This window comes from Methanobrevibacter wolinii SH (assembly GCF_000621965.1).
Classification (GTDB): domain Archaea; phylum Methanobacteriota; class Methanobacteria; order Methanobacteriales; family Methanobacteriaceae; genus Methanarmilla; species Methanarmilla wolinii.
Genome location: NZ_KK211375.1, coordinates 232,861 through 257,409 on the forward strand (window position 1 = coordinate 232,861; position 24,549 = coordinate 257,409).

The following is a 24,549-nucleotide window of genomic DNA, read 5'->3' on the forward strand; positions in this document are numbered from 1 at the left end:
TTTAAATTATTTTATTATAAATTAAATTAGAGTATATAAATAAAATAAGTAATTTCTAAAAAATAGAGGGTAATTTCAAGTGTAATTATATTATAAATTAATACTTGAAATAAAAATTAATTTAGAAGTTATAATTATAAAAAAATCAATAATCTGCATATTCTGATTTTTTATATAAAGTAACATTATCAAAATTAATGATTTTATCATAATTTTTAACTTCAAGACTTGAATCATTACCAATATAATAAGTAACATTATCTTTTTTTAGATTATATGTTCTAATTGTTGAATCATTAGAATTTTTCATATATTTAACTTCTTTATGTAAATACCAAACATATACTGGAGCTCTATCAGCAGATATTGTAGTGTTTATATAATCTGGATAATTATGTTCTAAGTAATTAGCCATATTATTTTCACTAGATACTAATGGATCAGTTTTATCTAAAGATATGTAGTAAAATCCTGAACAGACAGAAACTATAATTAATATTAAGATAATAATTGTAGATAACTTTATATTATAATCTTTACGTTTGTTTTCTTTTAAATCAAATGATATGTTTCTAATTTTTGATGTATTTAAAATTAAATATAATGAAAGAACAATCATTCCTACAAATCCGGGAGCCATTGTTGTAAAATATCTATTTGCTTTTACAAAGTGTGCTGAAAAGAAAATGAAGTATGCTAAAAACCAAATAAGCATTATAAAATCAAAATTAAATGATTTATACTTTCTTTTACGAGGTATATGGTTGTATTTACCAATTATCTTGTTTAATTTAACAGCAAGAATATAAACAAATACAAAGAATAAAGCTTCTGTATATATAAATGAAATTTTACCAATACTTAAGAATACAATAAATAAGACAATTAAATCAATATAAATCAATTTATATATTATGGATAAAGGCATAGAACGTCCAAATAATAAAATTGATTGTTGATTATAAGTTGTTTTTAAGGTGTTTCTTGATTTATAAATTATAAGTAAAATACCTATAGCTAAAATACCTATTAAAAGATAAGAAATCCAAGGTATAGCAGAATTTAAGCAATATGGAATGTTTACAATATAAAATCCTAAATCATTAACAACTTTATGTGAAAGTGTTGATTTAGAACTTTCAGATGCAACTTCGCCTGCTTGTGCTAAAAATCCTAAAGGAAGATTATTTAATTTAATATATATTATATAAGGTATTGTAAATATAAAACCAAGTAATATTCCACCTAATGTATTTTTCCAATATTTTTTAATTTTTCTACGTGAAAATACTCTTAAAATATAATATAAAACCATTATCATTAAACTTATTCCAGCAGTATACTTTGCAAAAAACCCTAAAACAATTGCAGGAAATGCAAGGTAGAAATATTTTTGATTTCTATCTACTGCCATTATTAAAGCATAAATTGCAATTATTGATAATGAAACTGAAGGAATATCAATAGTACCATTTGCTGCCCATGTAATATTTACAGTTAAACAAGAATATAATACAGCACCTAAAACAGAATAAAAATTATTAAATCTTATTCTAAGTAATTTATAAAAGTATACTCCACCTAAGAAATAAAATATTCCAGTGACAATGAAAATACTAGTGAAATTTACATAACCTAATCTAAATAAAATAGAAGTTAAAAATGGAATTAATGGTGGGAGATTGTTAATATAATTATATCCAGAAATAGAAACTCCTGAAAATCTTAATGCATATATTAAGTAAAAATAAACATCTCTAAATGATCTTCCAAGAATATTACTAGAAGAATTAACATATATGATGTAAGTAGTCATAATTGCAAATAAAACAATTACAAAACTTAAAGAAATTTTGTTTTGATTTCTTCTTAAATATTTCATTAATTCCATATAATTCCTCAAATATTAATAAAAGATATTTTTTCTTGAAATTATTAATTATAATTAAATTTATATTTAGTTTAAAAGCATGTTTTATAAGCTTAATTTCAATTAAAATCATTTTTATAAAGTTAAATTTTTAAGTAAATATATTTCAAGATTATTTAAAATATCTATAAAACTTTAAAACTAATTTTACAAAAAATATTAGTATAATAATTAATTGTTTATAAAATTAATATTTATATTTAAATTATAAACTATATAAAATTTATAAAAAATATTCATGTTTTAATAAAAATCTGTAATTAATGAATGTATAAAATATTTATGTATTAATAAAATTCGCTAAATAATAAAACTTTAAAAAAATATGTCTATAAAATATAAGTATAGATAAATTAATAAATAAAACTAGATTTAATATTTAACTAAAAAAATGACGTGTTTAAATGAATCCGTATATAGAGATTATAAGACCTGGAAATGCAATTATGGCAGTTATTGCAGTTATTTTAATGGGGATTGTAGGACATAATTATAGTATTCCAATTATTTTAAGTTTAATTGCAACATTCTTAGCATTAGGTGGTGGAAATACAATTAATGATGTTTTTGATTATAAAATAGATTGTATTAATAAACCAAATAGACCAATACCATCTGGAAAAATCAGTTTAAATAATGCTAAAATTTATGCTTATAGCTTGTTTATAATTTCAATAATCATTGGAGGAATCATTACATATTTAGTTTCAAGTATATGGCCAATTATTGTTGTTATTGGAGCATGTATCTTAGAATATTTTTATGCACGTAATTTTAAATCTAGTGTTTTAATTGGTAATATTATTGTAGGTTTTTTAACTGGATTATGTTTTATATTTGGTGGAGTAGTAATAGGTGCAGAAACACATGGATTTAAGATTATTTTAATATCTTTAATACTTGGATTTTTTGCAATACTTATGACAACTGCAAGAGAAATAATTAAAGATATGGAAGATTTAGAAGGAGATAAAAAAGAAAATACAAGGACTTTTCCAATTGTTTATGGTAAAAATAAAGCAGCTTATCTTTCAAGTGGAATAATATTTATAGACACAATATTATGTCCTCTCTTATACATAGAACATATCTTTAATATATATTATATTATAATGGTATTCTTTGGAATGATAATATTTTTCTATAGTGGATATAAAATATTAAAAAATCAAGAAACTAAAACTTGTAGTGAAGTTTCAAGAAACGTTAAAGTTGGAATGATGATTGCATTTATTGCATTTGCAATTGGAAGTTTCTAATTTATTAATAAACATCTGAAAACATTTAATGATTAAAATGAATTTTAAAGATAATAAAATGGATATAATAAGTATAATATTAATTCTTATTATAAGTACTAGTATTCTTACATATTTATTAAGTATAGATATGAAAATAGGGGTATATTATATTCATGATGTTTACAGTTATCTTAACAATGGATTATACTTTGCAGGATTAAGTTCAAGTAGTAAAAATCATGGACTTTCACCAGTTATTCCTTTTTTATGTTCTATTGTTTTTAAAGCAGGTTATGTTTCAGATAAAGTAATATTAATTATAAGTGGATTATTTTATATTATAACTGGTCTTAGCTTTTATGGACTTTTAAGATTAAAATTTAAAGAATTATTAAGTTTTACAGGAACAATTATACTACTTTGTTTTCCTATAAATCTTGCTTGGGCTTCAAAAGGTATGTTAGATATTCCTGGACTTGCAATGTCTATACTTGCAATATATTTAATGGCTCTTGGATTATATAAAAATCCTAAATATTATTTTTTAGCATTTCCTGTACTTATTCTTGGATTTTTTACAAGGTATACTGTAATATTAACATTTCCTGCAATGATTATGTTAATATTATTTACTGGAAATCCTTTAAATTATATTAATAGACATTTAGGAAAATTAATTAAAGGATTATTATCTGGTTTGGCTACTTTAATAGCTATTTTAGGAATATATAAACTTCAAAATATTCCTTTCTTCTTTATTAGTCAATCTTCATCTATATCTGCTACAAGTAATCCTGGTGCACATACACAAGCTGTAACAACAAGTACTGCAGCTGCAACTACAAATAATTTATGGTATTATATAAATAATATTCCATTATATCTTGGAACACAAAAGTGGATTCCCTATTCTTTTAAACCAGGCGCATTTAATTTTAAAAAAATGATTTGGCTTGGAAACACACCTTCAATTATTTCATGTATATTTATGGTTATAATTTTAATTGGAATAATCTTATACATAAGTCAAATTCTAAATAAAACAAATAAAAGAAAAATAAGTAAAAATAAAAATAAATTCTATTATTTAAAGATAATCTTATTTATTATACCTTTAATTGTATTTTTCATAAGTTTTACAAAAGTTTCACTTTATGCTTCAATTGCTTTAGTAAGTCTTTCTATATTTGCATTATTTAGGTTAGTTAGAAAAGCAGATCTTAAATATATGGCAATAGATTTCATGTTTTTCTATTGGGGTATTGTAAATATTATATTTTATACTTATCATATTATTAAAACAGATAGATACGCAATTACATTTACACCTTTACTTGCATATATGGTTATTTTAGGTTTATCTTTAATATATAAAAAATTAGAACATATAGAGTCTAAAAATTTATTATCTAAAATTAAAATAATTATTCCAATAGTTTTAATCATTGGAAGTCTTGGATTTACTGGATACTGTTTTGCAGTAAACACTCCACATACATTTGATAATCAAAACCCTCAAAATATATTATATGCTTCACAAGATCAAAAAGATGTTTGTGCTTGGTTAATTGAAAATGATTCTTCCTATTTAAATAAAACTATTTGGGCTGATGATTGGAGTGGAGTTTCTTTTGAATTAAAAAGAGATGTAAATAAAACAGATAATCTTAGAAATCAAAGTAACTTCACTCAAATATTAAAAGCAAATAATGTTAGTTATTATTTTGCTGAAGGAAGAAATAAGAATATTGAAGATGGATACTATATAATAAAAGAGAAAAATAATTGTACATTATATAAAATTGATTAATAAAAAAGATACATTATATAAAATTAGATTTAATAAAAGAAATCAGCTATATAAAAATATAAACAATAATTTAGTAAGGAAGTAAAGAAAATGAATATTTTACATGTAGTTCCATCATTTGTACCATGTCTTGCTGCAGGTGGTGTTGTAAATGCTTCATATCAAATAGCTAAAAAACAAGTAGAACTTGGACATAATGTTACAGTGTATACTACAGATACTTGTATAAATCGTCTTAAATTTGAAAATAATTATAATGTAAATCAAGATGGGATATGTGTATATTACTTTAAAAATATTTCAAATTCAGTTAAAAATAAATTTACAATAGATACTCCTCGTGGATTAAAAAAACATTTGAAAGAAAATATTAAAAATTTTGATATTATTCATATTCATGAGCATAGACATTCTTTAGCTATTTTAACACATAAATATGCTATGAAATATAATATTCCATATATTATTCAATCTCATGGTTCAGTACTTCCTTTTTTTCAGAAACAATCAATAAAGAATATTTTTGATAGATTATGGGGTTTTAATATACTTCATGATGCATCAAAAGCATTTGCTCTTACACCAATTGAAAGAGATCAATATTTAAAAATGGGAATTAAAAAAGAAAATATTGAAATAGTTCCTTTAGGGATAAATTTAGAGGAATATAATCATCTTCCTAAAAAAAATAACTTTAAAAAGAAATATGATATAAATGATGAGAAATTATTAATTTTTATTGGTAGATTAAATAAAATTAAAGGTCTAGATTTATTAATAAAAGCATTTAATGACTTTTTAAAAAATACTAATTTAAAAGTTAAACTTGCAATAATAGGTCCAGATAATGGTTTTGAAGGTAATATAAGAAAATTAATTAAGGAATATAATTTAGAAGAGAATATAATTCTTACAGGACCATTATATAAAAAAGATAAATTAGAAGCATTAGTTGATTGTGATGCTTTTATTATGCCTTCACAATATGAATCATTTACAACAAGTGGTCTTGAAGCAATGGCTACAAGTAAACCATTAATTTTAACTGAATGTAATCATATTTCTACTTGGGTAAATAATAATTGTGGTTTAAGTTGTAAATATGATATTAAATCATTATCAAATGCAATGAATAAACTATTAAATAATAAAAAATTAATGGAAACTTATGGAGAAAATGGGAGAAAATTAATAGAAAAAGAATATAATTGGGATAATATAGTAAGTAAAATTATTAAAATATATGGGAATATAATAAATGAAAATATTAAAAATTGAATAAAATCTAAAATTTTTAAAAAAATACTTATTATTAAAAATAAAAATAGATAATATATTAAAATTAATATATAAATTATATATTTATTGGAAAAATTCAATTTATTTAAAAAAATAAAAAATGTGGACAATATGAGAGTTGTAGTTTGTAAAAATTGTGGAGCTAATTTTCAAATTGATGATGATGAGGATATTAATACTTATGAATGTTCTGTATGTGCTGGAAACTTAGAATATGATGATATGTATGATTCAGTAGATTCTAATGAAAGTATTCAAAAGTTTAATACATCAGATTTTGAAAAATCATATCATATAGTTCAATGTACTAGTTGTGGATTAAAATTTAAAATAAACAATAATGAAAATATAAATGATTATGAATGTAGTAGTTGTGGTGGACAACTTAGATATGTAGAAGATTATTTAAATAAGACTCTCAATATTAATACAAATGAATCTGTATCAGAAGAAATTCCAATAGAAAATAATGAAGCTCCAATTGATGATTATGATGATGGTTATATCTATGTAGATCATTCACATGATGAAGATAATAATGGATATGTAGATTATGATTATTATTATGATAATTCTGATTTAGGTTTAGAAGAATTTGATAAAACAGAATTTATTGATTCTAATGAAGAAATTTATCCAGAACACACTGAAAAAACATACATAGAAGAACCAATAAACGATTACATAAAAGAGAAAGATAATGATATAATCTCTGAAAATAACACATTAGATGATTATTATAATATTAATAATAATTCTGATACTATACTAAAAACTAGGGAAGATTCATTAAATTATGATATATTAAAAGATTATATTATTGAATCATTTAAAGAAAAAATGATGGATATTTATAATTCACAAAATCTAATTTTGGAAAAAAAAACTTAAATTTACAAAATTATAAAATAGAAGATTATAATCTAGTTAATGATAAAAATAACAATAATACAAGTAATACAATTAATTTAAACCAAAATATTAAAATTAATACAAATACTGATAATTATAATAAGATAAATTTTGAAAATACTCAATCTGGTTTTATTAATATATCTAATTTTAATGATAGTTCTAATACATTAAATGGTGATGTTAATGTATCTAAAATAGTGGATTTTCCTTTAAAAGATCATAAAACTAATTTTAGAACAAAATTTTTAGATAAAACTAATTCACAATTTGAAGAGATAAGAGGTAAAAATTTTAAACCAAAATATGAGGATAGTAAAATCTTAAATCCAGAAAACACATTAGAAGATTTAGATAATATTAAAAAACAAAATCTTGTACCTAATCCAAATGAAAGTAATGAGCCTTATTCTTATTTATATTTAGGTGTAGGTATACTTATAATAGGTCTTGGATTATTTGACACTATACGTTCTAAAAGATCTTATAGTCTTGTTTTTGTAATAATTGGTGTTATTATATCAGCAGTTGGATTATACAAAAGTAAAAATTATGGTGAAAAAGAGGTAAGAGGAAGAATTATACGTTCTAAATTATTAACTCTTCCAGAAAATTATTATATTTTATACTATGTGAAAGTACCTGGAGCAAGTGATGGTATAAATCATGTTGTAATTGGTCCAACAGGAATTTATACAATTTTAACTCAAAAATTCAATGATAAAGAAGATAAAGATAGAATAAAACAAGAGAATGAAACACAAGAATTAATATCTCTTCTTGGTAATGATAGTGATAAAAGATTAATTCCTGATGACAATCCAATTACTTCTAGATTAATTAATCCAGAACAAAAATATAAATTCGAACATAATAATCGTATAAAACAAAAAACAATTAAATTAGCTTATGAACTTGAAGATTTTCTAATTGAAAATGGCCTTAAATGTCCAATTCATCCTTATGTAGGATTTGTAAATCTTGATGTTGCAGTATTAAATAATCCAATTATTGATGAAGATTTCTTTATAGATGAGTTATTAAATAAAATAGTAAGAGCACCTAAAAAAGTGGATTTAAACACTGTACATAAATGTGCAATACTTTTAACACAATATTCTACAAAATGTTCAAATTAGGGGCAGGATTATGGGATTTTTAAATAAAATTCAAAAATTTAAACAAAAAAAATACACAAATGATGTAAAGAACACTTGCAAATCTTATGGTAAAAACCTTAAAGTTAATAATAAAAGTATTGTAAATCAAAATACAATACTTAAAGATAATGTTAATTTTAATGGTATGTTAATACAAGGAAAAGGGAAAGTATCTATTGGTTCTAATTTTCATTCTGGTATAGAATGTATGATTATAACAGATTTTCATAATTATGAAGGAAAAGCAATACCTTATGATGATACTGTTATAAGTAAAGAAGTTGAAATTGAAGATAATGTATGGATTGGAAATAGAGTAATAATTTTAGGTGGAGTACATATAGGTGAAGGTGCAATTATACAAGCAGGAAGTGTTGTTGTAAGTAATATTCCAAAGTATGGAATTGCAGGAGGACATCCTGCTAAAACATTTAAATATAGAGATATAAATCATTATGAAAAATTAAAAAAAGAAGGAAAATTTCATTAATTTTAATCCATTCTTAAAATTTAATATTTTTTTATTATTTTTTAGACTAATTTTTATATATTTTATAAATATTTTTCATTAATTTTAATCAATTTTATAAGTAAATTATAATTTTAATATTTTTATTATTTTTAGGCTGATTTTTATATTATTTTAATCAATTTTATAAGTAAATTATAATTTTAATATTTTTATTATTTTTAGGCTGATTTTTATATTATTTTAATCAATTTTATAAGTAAATTATAAATTTAATAAATTAAAAACTTAAATTCATATAAAGGTGAAAAAGATGGATTTAAGAGATAAAGAAGGTAGGATGTATCATATACAAGTAAAACCTGGAGAAATTGGAGAATATGTTCTTATTCCTGGAGATCCACAAAGATCTAAAAAAATAGCTAAATATTTTGATAATCCTAAATTAATTGCAAATAATAGAGAGTATATTACATACACTGGATTTATTAATGATACAAAAGTTAGTGTATGTTCAACTGGTATTGGTGGACCATCTACAGCAATAGCAATTGAAGAATTAGTAGCTTGTGGTGCAAAAACAATTATACGTGTCGGAACTTGTGGTGGAATAGATCTTAATGTAAAAACAGGTGATTTAATAATCCCACAAGCAGCAATAAGAATGGATGGTACTAGTAAAGAATATGCACCTATTGAATTTCCTGCTGTTGCAGATATTGACATTATAAATGCACTTGTAGAAGCAAGTAATAATTTAAATAATGAGTATCATGTTGGGATTATTCAAAGTAAAGACTCTTTTTATGGACAACATAATCCAGACAGGATGCCCATAAGTGAAGAACTTAAAATGAAATGGGAAGCATGGAAAAAATTAGGAGTTTTAAGTTCTGAAATGGAGTGTTCAACTTTATTTACTCTTGGATCATTTTTACATATACGTACTGGTGCTATACTTTTAGCTATTTTAAATCAAGAAAGAGACACACATAATATAGATCATAAAACTTATTTTGATACTGAAAATTCAATTAAAACAGCTATAGATGCAGTTAAAATTTTAATTAAAAAAGATAATTCTATGTAAAATTATTTTTTATAAATTTAACTTTTAATTTTACTTATTTTTTTAAATTTTTAGATGTCTATTGAAATATTATAATTTAGACAGTATTAATATTTGAAAATTAAATTTAAGGGGTTGAATTCCTATTTTTTATAAAAATTTAAACAATAATTAATGTTTGAAAATCAATTTTAAGAAAATTTATTCAAAAAAATTTGAGGATTTTCAAAAAAGCCATTTTAAGAAATTTTATTCTAAAAATTATAGGATTTTATTAAAAATTATATTTAACCATGTTTTTATGGAAAGTAAAATCTAAAAAATAAAAAATATATTAAAAATTAAATAAAATTTAGAATTAAATAAAATTTAAAAATGATTTAATAAAATTAGATAAAATCTATTATAAAATTAATTTTTATGATAGATTTAATTATAGCATGTATATTTGGAATATTAATAGGTTGTATTACTGGACTCTTTCCCGGTATACATGTTAATACTTCTGGAGCAATAATTTATACATTATCACCATATCTTTTAAATTTTATTTCCCCAGAAGCAATATGTATATTTTTAGCTTCACTTGCAATATCTCATGCTTTACTTGAGTTTATTCCATCAATACTTTTAGGTGTTCCAGAAGAATCTACTGCACTTTCTATTCTTCCAGGTCATAGGATGGTAATTGAAGGAAGAGGGAAGGAAGCTATAAGAATTGTTTCAATTGGTGGTTATGGTGCAATAATTATTACAATAATAACATTACCTCTTTTTATATTAATATTGCCTAATTTTCATAATATATCAAAACCTTATTTATGGTTAATTCTTATACTAATATCAATAATTTTGATTTATAAATTAAATTATAATAATAAAAATAGATTATGGTCATTAATTCTATTTTTACTTAGTGGATTAATTGGTTGGTCTGTATTTGAGACTCCTTTAAGTTCAAATTTAAGTTTAATGGCAACATTTACAGGATTATTTGGGATAAGTACAATAATATTTAGTTTAAATGATGATTCAATTATACCTCATCAAAATCAATTTTTTGAAGTAGATTTAGATAAAACGAAGTTAAAAAATATATTTTTAGGTGGTATAAGTGGGGCAATACTTGGATTTTTACCTAGTTTTGGACCTGCACAAGGTGGAATAATTGCTCAAGATATTTCTAATACCTCTGATGAAGATGATGATGCAAGTAATTTTTTAACAGTTATAAGTGGTATTAACACTTCAGATTGTCTTTTTTCATTAATATCTCTTTATTTAATTGGAAATCCTAGAAGTGGTATTGCTATTTATATTTCATATATAATTAAAAAATTTACATTAAATATTCTTATAATGTTTATTGGGGTATCTTTAACTTCTGTTTCATTATCTTTAATTTTTGCAATTTTAATTGGAGATAAATTCATAAATATTATTGAAAAAATTGATTATATGAAAACATCAAAGATAGCTATTTTTATAATGATTATAATCGTTTATATATTTACTATAATTAATAAAGGACCATTATGGTATATTACAATTCTTTTAATAAGTTCTACAGCACTCGGGTTAATACCTCATTTTCAAGGAGTAAGTAAATCACATTTAATGGGTGTTTTAATAGTACCTGCAATAATTATTTATTTTAATATGTATTATTAAATTAATTTCTTAAAAGATGAAATAATTCATTGAAATTAAACAAATTATAAATAATAAACTGATATAATATAAAAAAAGTTCAAAAACATTAGATTTATTAATAATAAATAATAAAATAAGGATATACAATTTAAAAATGTATATTTTTAATTGTAAAAATTCAAATTGAGGTGAAAACATGGGAATTGCAAAAGCTCCAATTAATAGGATTATTAAAGAATCTGGGGCTGAAAGAGTAAGTTCAGATGCTACTGATGCATTAGTTAATTATTTAGAAGAAGAAGCAGCAGACATTGCTAAAAAAGCTATTGAATATGCTAAATTAGCTAAAAGACAAACTGTAAAAGCTGAAGATATTGAATTAGCTATTAAAAACGAATAAGATAAATATTATACTATTTATCTTATTTTATTATTTTAAAAAATACTTATTAAAAACTATTTTTGTATTCTTGATTTTTTTTAAGAAAAAACATATTAAAACATTATACTTATTTTTAATAAATTATTATTTTATATTCTTAGATATTACTCTTTTAAAAAAAGCTTATTAATAAGTATAATTATGAAAAATAGATGAGTTTAGAACAATAATTTTAATTAAAAAAAGTAATTAAAACGTCAGGATAATAATTTTTTTTAGATTTAAAAGTTTATTATAACTATTTTTATAAAAAATAATAGTATTTAATACTTAAAAATCTAATTTAAGATTTTATTTTAAAAATTAGGGTATTTAATATAGAATTTAAAAACAAAATTTTCAAATTTAATGTTTTTTAAAAATCTTTTTTTAATATAATTATAAAGTAAATTTTATTTTAATAATTTTTTTATGAAAATCTTTTATAAAAATTAAAAATAGTTAATTTAAATTAACTATTTTAATTTGGATTTTGGTTTCCATATTTATTATCTAATTCTTCTTTATAATCTCTAATAAATAATTTTGCCCAGATATAACCAAATGTTCCTCCAAGGAAACAACCAAGAACGACACCTGCATATATTCCAATTAATCCAAATCCAAATGTGAAACATAATAAATATGCACATACAGATTCAAGAATTAATGATCTGAGAATTGTTATTATTAATGAATTTATTCCTTTACCAACACCTTGGAACATCATAGATGACATGATTCCATGAGGAACTGCAAGTACGAAAAGACTTAATATACTTACAGCTGTTGCTATTTTCGGTGCAAGTGATGCACTTGCTGATGTGTAACTGAATAATAATGCTATTTGTTTTGAGAAAATTACCATTATTGCTCCAAGAATAATTGATAATAAAAATCCTAGTTTTATTGAATAACTATGTGATGTTTTAAGATTTTTATAACTACGAGCACCATAAGCTACTCCTGATACAGTAACTTCTGCTGTTCCAATACCCATAAGTGGTATCATTGCAAGTTGTACAATTCTCATTGCAGCAGTATAAACTCCTACTTGTGCTGTTCCTGCAACTATTGAAAGCATTAAATTTATAGCTATTCCAAGTATTGAAAATATTACTGTTTCAAGTGTAGATGGGACTGCTACAAGGAATGTGTCTTTTACAATTTTATTCTGATAATTAAAGTTTTTAAAATCTAAATCAAGATATAAATCTTTTTTAACCCAGAACCAATAAGACATTATTATACAAGACATTGCTGCAGAAATTACAGTAGCCCATGCTGCACCTGCTATTCCCATATGGAGTATGTAAATAAATATTGGATCTAAAATAATATTTAAAATTGAAGTTACTGCAATAGAATAAGTTGACCTTTTCATGTCTCCTTCTGATCTAAATATTGCAGATGCTACTCCAGAGTATACAAATATGATTAATGCTCCAAATATAATATATCCATAGTCAAGTCCATAATTTATTGAACTTCCTGCACCCATTAATACAAGTATTGGTTTCATAAATACTTCCATTATTACAGTAACTATTAATGAAATAATTATTGAAAGAATTATTGCATGTAATGCTGAGTTATTTGCTTGTGTCCTGTTATTTGCACCAATATATCTTGCAATTAATGAATTTGCACCAGCACCAAGACCATTTCCAAGACCTACTAAAATCATAAATAATGGTGTGATAAATCCAATTGCAGCAAGAGCATCAGAACCTAATCCTGCAACCCAAATACTATCTGCTATATTATATAACATAATAAGTAACATTGAAACCATCATTGGCCAACTTAACTTTCTAATTGCTTTTTTAGGTTCTCCAGTGATAATGTCAATATTTTTATTTTTTTCATTTTCTGTAGCCAATTTACAACCTCCTTTATGTTTTTTTTTAATTAATTTAAGATTATATTTTATTTACTTCTATTTTCTTTTATTTTATTTGTTTCAATGGCTATGCTTTTCAATAATTTTTTTAGTTCTCTTATTTGTTTATCATCTAAATTTTCTAAAACTTTTGATTCATAATTTAAAGAGATTTCCTTTATTTTTTTAAAGTTTTTTTCTCCTTTTTCAGTTAATTTTATTTTATTTTGACGCCTATTATCTTCATCAACTTCTCGAATCAAATAACCTTCATCTTCAAGTTTTTTTAGGGATCTTGCTACTGCTCCCTTATTAATATTACATCTTTTAGCTATTTCTTCTTGATTTAGATTATATTTAAAATGTATCTGAAATAAGATATTTACTTGAGTTGAGTTTAATCCAATATCATTAAATTTATAATTTAAATATTTTGAATAAGCTTTTGAAATTATTTGGATATATGTTCCAAGAGGGACTTTTGAGGCATCAACTTCTTTAAACTTATCAAATGACATATTTTACTCTCCATTGAAGCTTTTATTATTTTCTTAGATAGTATATAAAAATTAATTATTTAAATTAAATATTTAATTTAAGTTTTTTAGTGAGTTAATATGTGTTTTTTATATATTGGTTTAATAGTATATAAACTGTTGCATTTGCAACAATTGTCATGTCAACATTTGATTTTTATATCTATTTTCAGATTTAATAAAAATAGTATGTCTTTTTATATATGTTTTTATTGTATTTGATGAATAAATAGTAAATATTTCTATTGAATATTGAATTTTTACTTCAATAAAAGCTTATATTTTATTTTTAAAATTAAAAAATTTTTAATCTATTTATTATAATAGTAAAAAAAATATTTGTTGAAAACTATTTTTTATAATAATTTAAAAAGTATTAATACGTGAAAATTAAATTTAAGAAAATTTATTATAAAATTAGATTGGTTTCAAGAATGTTAATTTTTAAATAAACTATGTTTAATAGAATAAAATATTATTATTATTATTATTATTTTAAATATAAAAAAAGTAGTTAAATGATAATGATTTATCTATCATTTAATTTTAATGTTTTAATTATGTCTTGAACATAATAAGGGCTTGATGTTGAAATAATCATATATTTAATTCCATTTTTATTAAATATATAATCTACTTCACTTTTATCATTATAATTATTATTTGTAAGTTCATAGATACTAACTTCTACACCACTTATATTTTTAACATAATAATCTTCAATAGTGTAATCCTCAAAGTCAGTATAATTAACTTTTTTACCTTCCATAATTGTAATTTCTCCATCACCATCATAGGTTTTGAGTGTTACAATAGATTGGTTAGTTTGATTCTCAGTTTCTATTTGTGTACCATTTGGAAGTTCAAAATTACTTTTAGAAAGTGTAACTGTGGTATTTACTTCTTGTTCAAATGCAATATAACTTATTCCAAGTGCAATTAAGATTATTATAATACATATAATAAATAATCTATTTGATCTTTTTTTTGATTTTTCGCTTTTAGGTTCATCTTTATCCTCATCAGCGATATATAATTCTTCTTTTACCATTGTTACACATTTAATATTTTTTTAAGTATATTTTGTTTATAATTATATAATACTTAAATTGATTTTGTTATTTTTAAAATATATATTTTTAGTTTTTACTGATTTTTAGAATATCTTTTTAGAAGTTTTTTATTATTTACTAATTTTATTTAATATTTTTGTGAAATTTTTAGTCATTTTTTCAGTTGTATAATTTTTGGTTTTATTATTTACTAATTTTATTTAGTATATTTGTGAAATTTTTAGTCATTTTTTCAGTTGTATAATTTTCGATTTTATTATTTGCCATATATTTTATTTTTTTATTTTTTCTAAATTCATTATAATATTTTAATATAATTTCTTTACATTCATTGATATTGTCTGTATGATAACCAATATTTGTTTTATCTATTATATCTTTAAGACAACCTTCTTTATATCCAATAGATAATACTGGTTTTTTAAGTCCAATGTATTCAAATATTTTTCCTGGAATAAAAATACTTTCTTTAGGATTGTTCCATGATAATAAAAGGAGAATATCACTTTCTTTTTCTTTTAATAAAACCTTATCATGAGGAATAAATCCATGTATTTTAACAATATTTTCTAAATTATATTTTTTACTAAATTCACAAATATTTGTCTTATCACCATAAAAATTAATTTCTAAAAGGTTTTTATCTATTTTATTTTCATTACTTAAATCAGAAATTGCTTTAAAAAGAATACTTGGATCTCTTTTACCAAAATATAATCTTCCAGCATAAGTAATTTTAAGCTTCTCATGTTTATTATATTTAAAATTACTATCTAATTTTTCATAAAACTCTTTATCATACCCATTTTCAATTGAATAGATCTCTTTATCAGGATGTATCCTAGATAAGATATCTTTTGTTTTATTACTTGTTACTGTTAAGGCATCTACATTTTTAAATGTTTTATTTTCAAGTCTTTTTTCAAAATAATTCCTAATTCTATTATGATGAATATATGGATTTTCACACCATAAATCACGTAAATCTGCTATCCAAGGAATATTATACTTATCACTTATTGTTTTAGCAATAATATGAGTACTTACTGGAAATGATGATGAAATTATAGCATCAATATGCTTATTATTAATTATTTTTTCACATTCTTTTACTGAAGGTTTTATCCAATATTTCATTCCATCAGGATATGCAAATATTTCTCCTGCAATATGAATTAATTTCTCTTTATTTTTTGAATTTCTAGTTTTTTCTATATTTTCTGGTTTTTTATTTTTATTAATTTTTGAATTTCTAGTTTTTTCTATATTTTCTGGTTTTTTATTTTTATTAAAAATTTTAGTATAATGTTCAAGCATATCTACATAGTCAGTTTCTATAATTTCAATATTTCCAAATTCCGTTTTATTTTTACTTGTATCTATATTATCAATATGAGGTACAATTACTGTTGGTATCCAACCATATTTTGGTAAATATTTAACAAGGCTTCTAAGTCTTTTAGAAGCAATCTCATCTTCTTGATTAAAATAGAATGCAATAAATAGAACATTTTTCATTTTCTTTAATCCTATATTTTTTTAAAAAAACTTATTTATTTTAGATTTTTGTATAAATTAATTTCATATTTCATCTAAATTATTATATAAGTTTTAATAATTAAGGTAATATTAAATAATAGTAAGATTATAAAACTTAATATATTAATGAAATTATTATATTATATGATTGTCAATATATTTATAATATAAATTTATTTATTAAATTTAAAATTTATATAAGAAAATATTATTATTTTTAATAATTTATTTTTCTTTATTATTATAATAAAAAAAGGGTGTTATATTTGTCTAAAATTAAAATAGCTATAGTTGGAATTGGTAATTGTGCTAGTTCTCTTATTCAAGGAATTCATTATTATGAAAACAAAACTGAGGAAGATTCAATAGGATTAATGCATTGGGAAATTGATGGTTATAAACCTTCTGATATTGAAGTTGTTGCAGCTTTTGATGTAGATGCAAGAAAAGTTGGTAAGACCGTAGATGAAGCAATTTTTGCAAAACCTAATTGTACTAAAATTTTCCAAAAAGATATTCCAAAATCTAATGTAAAAGTTTCTATGGGTAAAGTTTTAGATGGTGTTGCACCACATATGTCTGAATTTGAGGATGATTTATCATTTGTTCTTTCAGATGAAGAAGAACCATCTCTTGAAGATGTTGTTAAAATCTTAAAAGATAGTGGAGCAGAAATGTTATTAAATTATCTTCCTGTTGGATCTCAAAAAGCTACTGAATTCTATGCTGAAGCATGTTTAGAAGCAGGTATTGGATTTATTAATTGTATGCCTGTATTTATTGTAAGTAATTCAGAATGGGAATCAAGATTTAGGGAAAAAGGTATTCCTGCAATTGGTGATGATATTAAAGCACAAATTGGAGCAACAATAACTCATAGGACTTTAACTAATTTATTTAAAAATCGTGGTGTAAAATTAGATAGAACTTATCAAATTAACACTGGAGGAAACACTGATTTTATGAATATGTTAAACAGAGATAGACTTTCTTCTAAAAGAGTATCTAAAACAGAAGCAGTTCAATCTGTTGCAGGAGAAAGACTCGATCCTCATGATATTCATATAGGTCCTAGTGATTATGTCCCATGGCAAAAAGATAATAAAATATGTTTCTTAAGGATGGAAGGAAGAGAATTTGGTGATGTTCCAATGAATATTGAACTTAGATTAAGTGTTGAAGATTCTCCAAACTCTGCAGGTTGTGTTATTGATGCAGTACGTGTATTAAAATTAGCACTTAAAAGAGGTATTGGTGGACAATTAACTTCAATATCTTCTTATCTTATGAAACATCCACCTGTACAATATGATGATGATACTGCATTTGAAAATTCAAATCTTTTCATTGAAGGAAAATTAGATAGATAATTTATATATTCTTTCTTTTCTATTTTTATTATCTTTATATTTTTTAATTTTCATGCATTTTTTAAAATGAGTTTTTATTTATTTTTTAAATATTTAACTTCTTGAAAACTATTTTTATAAAAATTTAAATGATATTTAACAGTTTAAAATTAATTTTAAAAATTATGAGAATTTCAGTAAAACTCTATTTAAAGTTTCAATATAATATATATTTAATTTATATAAACTCTATTTAAAATAGTTAATTTTTAAAACTATAATTAATTTAATCTTTATATCTATTTTAATTTTTTATTTTTCATTTATATTATGAATACTTATAAATTTTTAATAAATATTTGATTTTATAATAGTTAGTTTTATAAAATTTTATTTTTTTTATTTTAAATTAATTATTACTGAATATAATTAGTATAAACGCAGTTTATTTTTTTAATTTTTATGATTTTTTTATTAAATTCTTAAAAATAGATAAGTATTAATTATATAAAAACCTATATATAATTATTTAATGTAAATTTTTTTATTTCGAATATTTTCAAGGAATATTAATTTTATTTATAATATTCTTTTATTTATTAATATAATTACATTATAAGTTTTAATAGGATAGGTGTATTTTTATGAAAACTACAAAAATTACTGAAACAGCTCTTAGAGATGCTCACCAATCCCTTTTAGCTACACGTATTAGAACAAGGGACATGATTCCTATTGTAGAAGAACTAGATAAAATTGGGTACTTTTCTTTAGAAGCATGGGGAGGAGCAACATTTGATACTTGTATTCGTTATTTAAACGAAGATCCTTGGGAAAGACTTAGACAAATTAAAGAGAAAGCTACAAGGACACCTATTCAAATGCTTTTAAGAGGTCAAAACCTTTTAGGTTATAAAAATTATCCTGATGATATAGTTACTGCATTTGTTGAAAAATCTTATGAAAATGGTGTAGATATATTTAGGATTTTTGATGCATTAAATGATGTACGTAATATGGAACAATCTATTAAAGTAGCTAAAGCACAAGGTGCTCATGTACAAGGTACTATTAGTTATACTATAAGTCCAGTACATACAATCGATTCCTATGTTGAATTTGCAAAAGAAATTGAAGCATTAGATTGTGATTCTATCTGTATTAAAGATATGGCTGGTTTAATTACTCCACAAGATGCATATGAGCTTATTACAAAACTTAAAGAAGAAACTGATTTACTTGTAGATTTACATTGTCATTGTACTAGTGGTATGGCACCAATTACATATTATGCTGCATGTGAAGCAGGTGTTGATATTCTTGATACTGCAATTTCACCACTTGCTTGGGGAACTGCTCAACCACCAACTGAAAGTATTGTAGCTGCTCTTGCAGGTACTCCATATGATACTGGTTTAAGTTTAAAATCATTAAAACCTATTAAAGAATATTTCATGGATATTAAAGAGAAATATGCATCAATTCTTGATCCTATTGCAGAACAAGTTGATACTGATGTATTATTATATCAAATTCCTGGTGGAATGTTATCTAATCTTGTATCTCAATTAAAAGAGCAAAATGCACTTGATAGGTATCAAGATGTATTAGAAGAAATGCCAAGAACAAGGAAAGATATGGGATACCCTCCACTTGTTACACCTACAAGTCAAATTATTGGTATTCAATCTGTAATGAATGTTTTAGGTAGTAAAAGGTACAAAACTGTAACTAATGAAATCAAAGAATATATGAGGGGAATGTATGGACGTCCTCCTGCTCCAATTAATCAAAAACTTTATCATAAAATATTAGGTGATGAAAAACCTATTGATTGTAGACCAGCAGATTTACTTGAACCTGAATATGAACATTATAAAGAATTAGGTGAAAAAGAAGGTTTAATTAAAAAAGAAGAAGATATTTTAACTCTTGCTTTATATCCACAAGTAGGTGCTAAATTTTTAAGTGGTGAAGCTGAAGAGGAAGAACTTAAACCTAAATCAATCATGTCTGATAATGAATTAGCTATTCCAACTGAATATAATGTTGAAGTTGATGGTGATAGTTTTGATGTTAAAATCATGCCAACAGGATATCTTCAAGTTGAAGAATCTGAAAAAGGACCATTTACTCCTGTTGAAGGTGGAATAACTTCACCAATGCAAGGTATGGTTTTAAAAATTAAAGTTGAAGTTGGAGATAAAGTTACTAAAGGTTCTACTGTAGCTGTTCTTGAAGCTATGAAAATGGAAAATGATATTCAAGCAGATAAAGATGGTGTTGTAAAAGAAATTTTCGTAGAAAAAGGAGATGCAGTTTCAGCTGGAGATACTATAATGGTTATTGATTAAATAGCTATTATTTTATCTTTTTTATTATTTTTTAGTTAATTTTTTTCTAGGCTATTTAATTTTTCTAATTTTAATTGTTTTTTATATATCTTTATTTTTAGGGCATTTTATATAAATTTAGAATTTAATTATTATATATTTTTAAATTAAAATTATATTTGCTCTATAATCTTTTAATTAAATATTTATAAGAATTTATCTTTTATTTTTTTATTATCTTTTAATTAATAGAATTTAAATATTTATTTTTTAGGTGTAATTTATGCATTTAATTATTGATGAAGAAACTTGTTCTGCATGTGGAAAATGTATTACTGTATGTATTCGTGATGCTCTAAAGATGGAAGGAGATCATGTTATTGAAGTTGAATCAAATTGTTTTGATTGTGGTCAATGTATGGCTGTTTGTAAAACTGGTTCAATACGATTAAAAATTTATCAAGACCAAGAAGATAGAATACAAGAATATAATCCAAGAAATCTTCCTATAACTTATGATGATTATATTCAATTTCTTAAACAAAGAAGATCTTGTAGATGGTTTTTAAAAAGAAAAGAAATTAGTTCTGAAGAATATAACAAAATATTTGAAGCAGCATATTATTCTCCTACAGCTCAAAATATGCAAGATGTAGAATTCGTTGTAATTAAAGAAAATTTAAATGAATTTTTAAATCATATTTATAGTATTATTAAAGTTGAAGAAGATAAATATTTTAGAATTGCAGAATTTGGGGACTATCTTAAACATCCTGAAAATTATAAGAACAATCCTTTTTTATGGGAAGGTAAAGAATTAATTTTGACATTTGCAAAAGATCCAATGGATGCTATTATTGCAAGTACTCGTGTTGAACTTGCAGGATATACATTAGGTTTAGGTGGATTTTATTCATTATTTATTTCAAAAGCAGATAGAATAAATCATGATAAACTTATGGAATTTTTCCCAGAAATTGATTCTGATAAACATATGTATTCTGCATATATTATAGGACATCCTAGAATTAGTTTTAAAAGAACTATACCTCATAAAAAAATTAAAGTAAGTTTTAAATAATTTTTTTTAATCTTTGTATTATTTATTTTAAGATTTTGTAAAAATCTTTGTATTATTTAGTTTTAAGATCTTGTAAAATTTTTAATTTCTAGTCTTAAACACTTTAAACGGGCTTTGTTGAAATTCTCAAAAATCTTTTGAATAAATTTTCTTAAAATTGATTTTCAAGCATTAATTATTTTTAAATTTTTATAAAAAATAGAAATTCAACAAACCCTAAATTTTAATAAAAAATAGATTTTAAAGAGATTTTACTCTTTTTTTAATTTAAATTAAATAAATTAAAAAATAATTAAATTTTTAAATAAATTATATTTTTATAATTATAAATCTTGTTTTATTTTAATTAATTTTTTAATTAAATTGTTTATTGTTCATATTCTGTTAAATCTTTTATTCCTGCTTTTTTAAATCCTCTTTTACGTCTCATACAAGATTCACAGATTCCACAATGTTTATCATTACCTGTATAACATGAATAACTAAGTTCCATTGGACAATTATTTTTAGCACCTAATTTTACAATATCATCTTTATTAAGGTTAATTGCAGGTGCTACAACTTCTATATCATCTGGAGAACCAATATTAAGTAGATTATTAAAGCTTTCTAAGAATTCTTTAGAATTATCTGGGAATGTATTTGCCTCTTCATAATCCCAACCTACAATTATTTTACTTGCACCAATACTTTCTGCAAAGGAAGTTGCTATTGCTGTAAATACTATATTTCTTCCAGGAACCCAAACTGCATCTGCAGTTTCCTGTGATTTTTTAATATTATCTAAATCTTCATTACTTGGTGTAGGTATTTTATTTGATGAATTAAGTGCAGAATTGCTGATTTCACCTAACCATTTAAGATTAATTACCATATGTGGAATTTCATAATATTTACAAATATTTTTTGCAGCATTAATTTCTTGTTTTATTGCTTTTTGACCATAATCAAAGGTTATTGCATAAATATCATAATCATTTATATAAGAACTCATTGCTACTGTTGAATCAAGTCCTCCAGATAGGACTGCTATTGCTTTTTCTTTCATATAATCATCTGTTTTTTATTTTAATTTATTAAATTAAATAGGTATTTTTATATTTATAATTTATTCTTATTTTTTAAATATTTTCTAATTTCAATATTACTTAATTCTCTAATTTCACCTAAAGTCAATCCAGTTTCTATTGCTATTCTTTTTGTATCTTCAAATTCTGCTCTTTTTGATATTATTTCACCATCATAATAACCAATTTTAAAGGTTATTTCATATTTTTTTCCATCTATTTCAATAGATAATTTAATAAATTCACGTGATGCTATTCCTCTATGTAATTTAGGTGAAATTCTAATTCCTAAAGTTCCTGTTTCTTTAAACATTATTTTAAGTAAATTTTCTATATTTTCTTCATGACTAATTACTTGAATAAGTTGTCCTGGTCTATTTTTCTTCATAAATATTGGAATCATTATAACATCTCTTGCACCAGCATCTAATAATTTATCATAAAGATATCCTAGTTCTTCACCACTTAAATGATCTACATTAGTTTCAAGAACTTTGATTTCTCCTTTTTCTTTAGAATTTTTCCCTTTTAATATTCTTAAAACATTTGGATGTTTAAAGTCTTTAGAACCAGCACCATATCCTACTTTTTCAATTTTAATATTTGGCATGTATTCAAGATATTCATCACATAATACTTTATATAATGCACAACCTGTAGGAGTTGCAAGTTCACTTGATACAGGACCTCCTTGAAAATTAAGACCTTTTAAAATTTCAACTGTTGCTGGAGCAGGTATACTTACTATACCATGTGCAGTTTCTACTCTTCCACCACCAACTGAAATTGGTAATCCAATTACATTTTCTTTATTAAGTTCAAGTTGATAAAATCCATATATTGTACCTATAACATCTGCAACTGCATCTGCAGCACCTACTTCATGGAAATGTATTTCATCAAGAGATTTTCCATGAACAGTACTTTCTGCTTTAGCAATAATCTTAAATACTTCTTTTGACTTTTCAAGAACTTCTTTATCTAAAAATCCATTTAATTTATTAATATTAGAAATTAAATCTTTATAGGATATTCCATGGTTATTATGGTGGTTTTTGTTTAAAATTTCTATATTACAAAAACTTGATTCTATTCCTGCTTTATTAACTTTAGTAATTTCTGTGTTTACTCCACCAAAGTTTTCAGCTACTTTTTCGGTAATTCGTTTTATATCTTCCTTATTAGCACCTAAGTCTACAAGTGCTCCAATAAACATATTTCCAGATATTCCTGAACTTTGTGGATCTATTATTATAGTCATTTCCTTTCCCCATATTTATTTTTAAATTAATTATAATTTTTAATTTATTTTTATATAGTATATTAAGCTTTATTTTAATTATTAAATTAATAAATTCTGATTTTTTATATAGTATGTTGAGCTTTATTTTAGTTATAAGATTAATAAATTCTGATTTTTTATATATTATGTTAAGCTTTATTTTAATATAAAATTAATAATTTTTCTAAATAAGTTCTGATTTAATTATTATTAATTAAGTTTATATTTAGTTATAGTATTGTTTTTATATTTTATAGTAAATCCTAAAGTAGTATTATTTTTTTAGTATTAGTTTTTATACTTTATAGTAAATCTTATTTTTAATTAATCATATAAAACTAATTATTAAAAATTATTCTTATAAATTTTAAAATTATTTTTTATTTATATTAAATATTTTCAAGTTTAATAAGATTTAATAATTTATTTTAATTTTTCTTTAA

The 24,549-nt window shown here is 22.7% G+C and carries 19 protein-coding genes; 12 read left to right on the forward strand and 7 right to left on the reverse strand.

Features of this window, described 5'->3' with window-relative positions; genetic code table 11:
• Positions 1 to 145: 145 nt before the first annotated feature.
• A complete protein-coding gene (locus T523_RS04770; protein ID WP_042707775.1) occupies positions 146 to 1,891 on the reverse strand; it encodes a glycosyltransferase family 39 protein in 1,746 nt (581 codons plus the stop codon).
• Between the two features lie 443 nt (positions 1,892 to 2,334).
• Between T523_RS04770 and T523_RS04775 the strand changes: the two genes are divergently transcribed.
• The 9 genes from T523_RS04775 (at position 2,335) to T523_RS04815 (ending at position 11,943) form a co-directional block, all read left to right on the forward strand.
• Complete coding sequence (locus T523_RS04775; protein ID WP_042707776.1) at positions 2,335 to 3,189, forward strand: UbiA family prenyltransferase; 855 nt, start codon at positions 2,335 to 2,337, stop codon at positions 3,187 to 3,189.
• A 37-nt stretch (positions 3,190 to 3,226) separates the two neighbouring features.
• Positions 3,227 to 4,981: a glycosyltransferase family 39 protein gene (locus T523_RS04780; RefSeq protein WP_042707777.1), complete on the forward strand. Its 1,755-nt coding sequence runs from the start codon at positions 3,227 to 3,229 to the stop codon at positions 4,979 to 4,981.
• 90 nt (positions 4,982 to 5,071) lie between these two features.
• Positions 5,072 to 6,259: a glycosyltransferase gene (locus T523_RS04785; protein ID WP_042707778.1), complete on the forward strand. Its 1,188-nt coding sequence runs from the start codon at positions 5,072 to 5,074 to the stop codon at positions 6,257 to 6,259.
• A 132-nt stretch (positions 6,260 to 6,391) separates the two neighbouring features.
• Positions 6,392 to 7,171 carry a SprT family zinc-dependent metalloprotease gene (locus tag T523_RS04790; RefSeq protein ID WP_042707779.1) on the forward strand — a complete coding sequence of 260 codons (780 nt, stop codon included), beginning with the start codon at positions 6,392 to 6,394 and terminating at the stop codon, positions 7,169 to 7,171.
• A 221-nt stretch (positions 7,172 to 7,392) separates the two neighbouring features.
• On the forward strand, positions 7,393 to 8,331 hold the full coding sequence (locus tag T523_RS04795; RefSeq protein ID WP_052334645.1) for a hypothetical protein: 939 nt from the start codon (positions 7,393 to 7,395) through the stop codon (positions 8,329 to 8,331).
• Positions 8,332 to 8,341: 10 nt separating this feature from the next.
• Positions 8,342 to 8,842: an acyltransferase gene (locus T523_RS04800; protein ID WP_042707780.1), complete on the forward strand. Its 501-nt coding sequence runs from the start codon at positions 8,342 to 8,344 to the stop codon at positions 8,840 to 8,842.
• A 292-nt stretch (positions 8,843 to 9,134) separates the two neighbouring features.
• Positions 9,135 to 9,911, forward strand: a complete 777-nt coding sequence (udp, locus tag T523_RS04805; protein WP_042707781.1) for a uridine phosphorylase — start codon at positions 9,135 to 9,137, stop codon at positions 9,909 to 9,911.
• Positions 9,912 to 10,310: 399 nt separating this feature from the next.
• Positions 10,311 to 11,561: a tripartite tricarboxylate transporter permease gene (locus T523_RS04810; protein WP_042707782.1), complete on the forward strand. Its 1,251-nt coding sequence runs from the start codon at positions 10,311 to 10,313 to the stop codon at positions 11,559 to 11,561.
• A gap of 178 nt (positions 11,562 to 11,739) precedes the next feature.
• The gene (locus T523_RS04815; RefSeq protein WP_042707783.1) at positions 11,740 to 11,943 is read left to right on the forward strand and encodes a histone family protein; all 204 of its coding nucleotides are present in this window, start codon (positions 11,740 to 11,742) and stop codon (positions 11,941 to 11,943) included.
• 502 nt (positions 11,944 to 12,445) lie between these two features.
• On the opposite strand, the gene T523_RS04820 is transcribed toward T523_RS04815, so the two are convergent.
• From T523_RS04820 to T523_RS04835, 4 genes are all read right to left on the reverse strand, one after another.
• Positions 12,446 to 13,846, reverse strand: coding sequence for an MATE family efflux transporter (locus tag T523_RS04820; protein ID WP_042707784.1), 1,401 nt, complete (start codon positions 13,844 to 13,846; stop codon positions 12,446 to 12,448).
• Between the two features lie 47 nt (positions 13,847 to 13,893).
• Positions 13,894 to 14,364: a MarR family winged helix-turn-helix transcriptional regulator gene (locus T523_RS04825; RefSeq protein ID WP_042707785.1), complete on the reverse strand. Its 471-nt coding sequence runs from the start codon at positions 14,362 to 14,364 to the stop codon at positions 13,894 to 13,896.
• A gap of 547 nt (positions 14,365 to 14,911) precedes the next feature.
• Complete coding sequence (locus tag T523_RS04830) at positions 14,912 to 15,433, reverse strand: hypothetical protein (protein ID WP_042707786.1); 522 nt, start codon at positions 15,431 to 15,433, stop codon at positions 14,912 to 14,914.
• Between the two features lie 205 nt (positions 15,434 to 15,638).
• Positions 15,639 to 16,973: a glycosyltransferase gene (locus T523_RS04835; protein WP_042707787.1), complete on the reverse strand. Its 1,335-nt coding sequence runs from the start codon at positions 16,971 to 16,973 to the stop codon at positions 15,639 to 15,641.
• 287 nt (positions 16,974 to 17,260) lie between these two features.
• Between T523_RS04835 and T523_RS04840 the strand changes: the two genes are divergently transcribed.
• The 3 genes from T523_RS04840 (at position 17,261) to T523_RS04850 (ending at position 21,757) form a co-directional block, all read left to right on the forward strand.
• Positions 17,261 to 18,364: an inositol-3-phosphate synthase gene (locus T523_RS04840; RefSeq protein WP_042707788.1), complete on the forward strand. Its 1,104-nt coding sequence runs from the start codon at positions 17,261 to 17,263 to the stop codon at positions 18,362 to 18,364.
• Positions 18,365 to 18,987: 623 nt separating this feature from the next.
• Positions 18,988 to 20,697, forward strand: a complete 1,710-nt coding sequence (gene oadA / locus T523_RS04845) for a sodium-extruding oxaloacetate decarboxylase subunit alpha (protein ID WP_042707789.1) — start codon at positions 18,988 to 18,990, stop codon at positions 20,695 to 20,697.
• Positions 20,698 to 20,959: 262 nt separating this feature from the next.
• Positions 20,960 to 21,757 carry a nitroreductase family protein gene (locus T523_RS04850; RefSeq protein WP_042707790.1) on the forward strand — a complete coding sequence of 266 codons (798 nt, stop codon included), beginning with the start codon at positions 20,960 to 20,962 and terminating at the stop codon, positions 21,755 to 21,757.
• Positions 21,758 to 22,124: 367 nt separating this feature from the next.
• Here T523_RS04850 and queC read toward each other — a convergent pair whose 3' ends face one another.
• Both queC and larC read right to left on the reverse strand, forming a co-directional pair.
• Positions 22,125 to 22,805 (reverse strand): 7-cyano-7-deazaguanine synthase QueC, encoded by a 681-nt coding sequence (gene queC / locus T523_RS04855; RefSeq protein ID WP_042707791.1) that lies wholly within the window; start codon positions 22,803 to 22,805, stop codon positions 22,125 to 22,127.
• 53 nt (positions 22,806 to 22,858) lie between these two features.
• The gene (gene larC / locus T523_RS04860; RefSeq protein ID WP_042707793.1) at positions 22,859 to 24,085 is read right to left on the reverse strand and encodes a nickel pincer cofactor biosynthesis protein LarC; all 1,227 of its coding nucleotides are present in this window, start codon (positions 24,083 to 24,085) and stop codon (positions 22,859 to 22,861) included.
• Between the last annotated feature and the right edge of the window lie 464 nt (positions 24,086 to 24,549).

What these genes read in the sequence shown, in the direction of transcription:
- T523_RS04770 (WP_042707775.1), bottom strand. Translation starts at nt 1,891, where the DNA reads ATGGAATTAATGAAATATTTAAGAAGAAATCAAAACAAAATTTCTTTA.
- T523_RS04775 (WP_042707776.1), top strand. Translation starts at nt 2,335, where the DNA reads ATGAATCCGTATATAGAGATTATAAGACCTGGAAATGCAATTATGGCA.
- T523_RS04780 (WP_042707777.1), top strand. Translation starts at nt 3,227, where the DNA reads ATGAATTTTAAAGATAATAAAATGGATATAATAAGTATAATATTAATT.
- T523_RS04785 (WP_042707778.1), top strand. Translation starts at nt 5,072, where the DNA reads ATGAATATTTTACATGTAGTTCCATCATTTGTACCATGTCTTGCTGCA.
- T523_RS04790 (WP_042707779.1), top strand. Translation starts at nt 6,392, where the DNA reads ATGAGAGTTGTAGTTTGTAAAAATTGTGGAGCTAATTTTCAAATTGAT.
- T523_RS04800 (WP_042707780.1), top strand. Translation starts at nt 8,342, where the DNA reads ATGGGATTTTTAAATAAAATTCAAAAATTTAAACAAAAAAAATACACA.
- udp (WP_042707781.1), top strand. Translation starts at nt 9,135, where the DNA reads ATGGATTTAAGAGATAAAGAAGGTAGGATGTATCATATACAAGTAAAA.
- T523_RS04810 (WP_042707782.1), top strand. Translation starts at nt 10,311, where the DNA reads ATGATAGATTTAATTATAGCATGTATATTTGGAATATTAATAGGTTGT.
- T523_RS04815 (WP_042707783.1), top strand. Translation starts at nt 11,740, where the DNA reads ATGGGAATTGCAAAAGCTCCAATTAATAGGATTATTAAAGAATCTGGG.
- T523_RS04825 (WP_042707785.1), bottom strand. Translation starts at nt 14,364, where the DNA reads ATGTCATTTGATAAGTTTAAAGAAGTTGATGCCTCAAAAGTCCCTCTT.
- T523_RS04830 (WP_042707786.1), bottom strand. Translation starts at nt 15,433, where the DNA reads ATGGTAAAAGAAGAATTATATATCGCTGATGAGGATAAAGATGAACCT.
- T523_RS04835 (WP_042707787.1), bottom strand. Translation starts at nt 16,973, where the DNA reads ATGAAAAATGTTCTATTTATTGCATTCTATTTTAATCAAGAAGATGAG.
- oadA (WP_042707789.1), top strand. Translation starts at nt 18,988, where the DNA reads ATGAAAACTACAAAAATTACTGAAACAGCTCTTAGAGATGCTCACCAA.
- T523_RS04850 (WP_042707790.1), top strand. Translation starts at nt 20,960, where the DNA reads ATGCATTTAATTATTGATGAAGAAACTTGTTCTGCATGTGGAAAATGT.
- queC (WP_042707791.1), bottom strand. Translation starts at nt 22,805, where the DNA reads ATGAAAGAAAAAGCAATAGCAGTCCTATCTGGAGGACTTGATTCAACA.
- larC (WP_042707793.1), bottom strand. Translation starts at nt 24,085, where the DNA reads ATGACTATAATAATAGATCCACAAAGTTCAGGAATATCTGGAAATATG.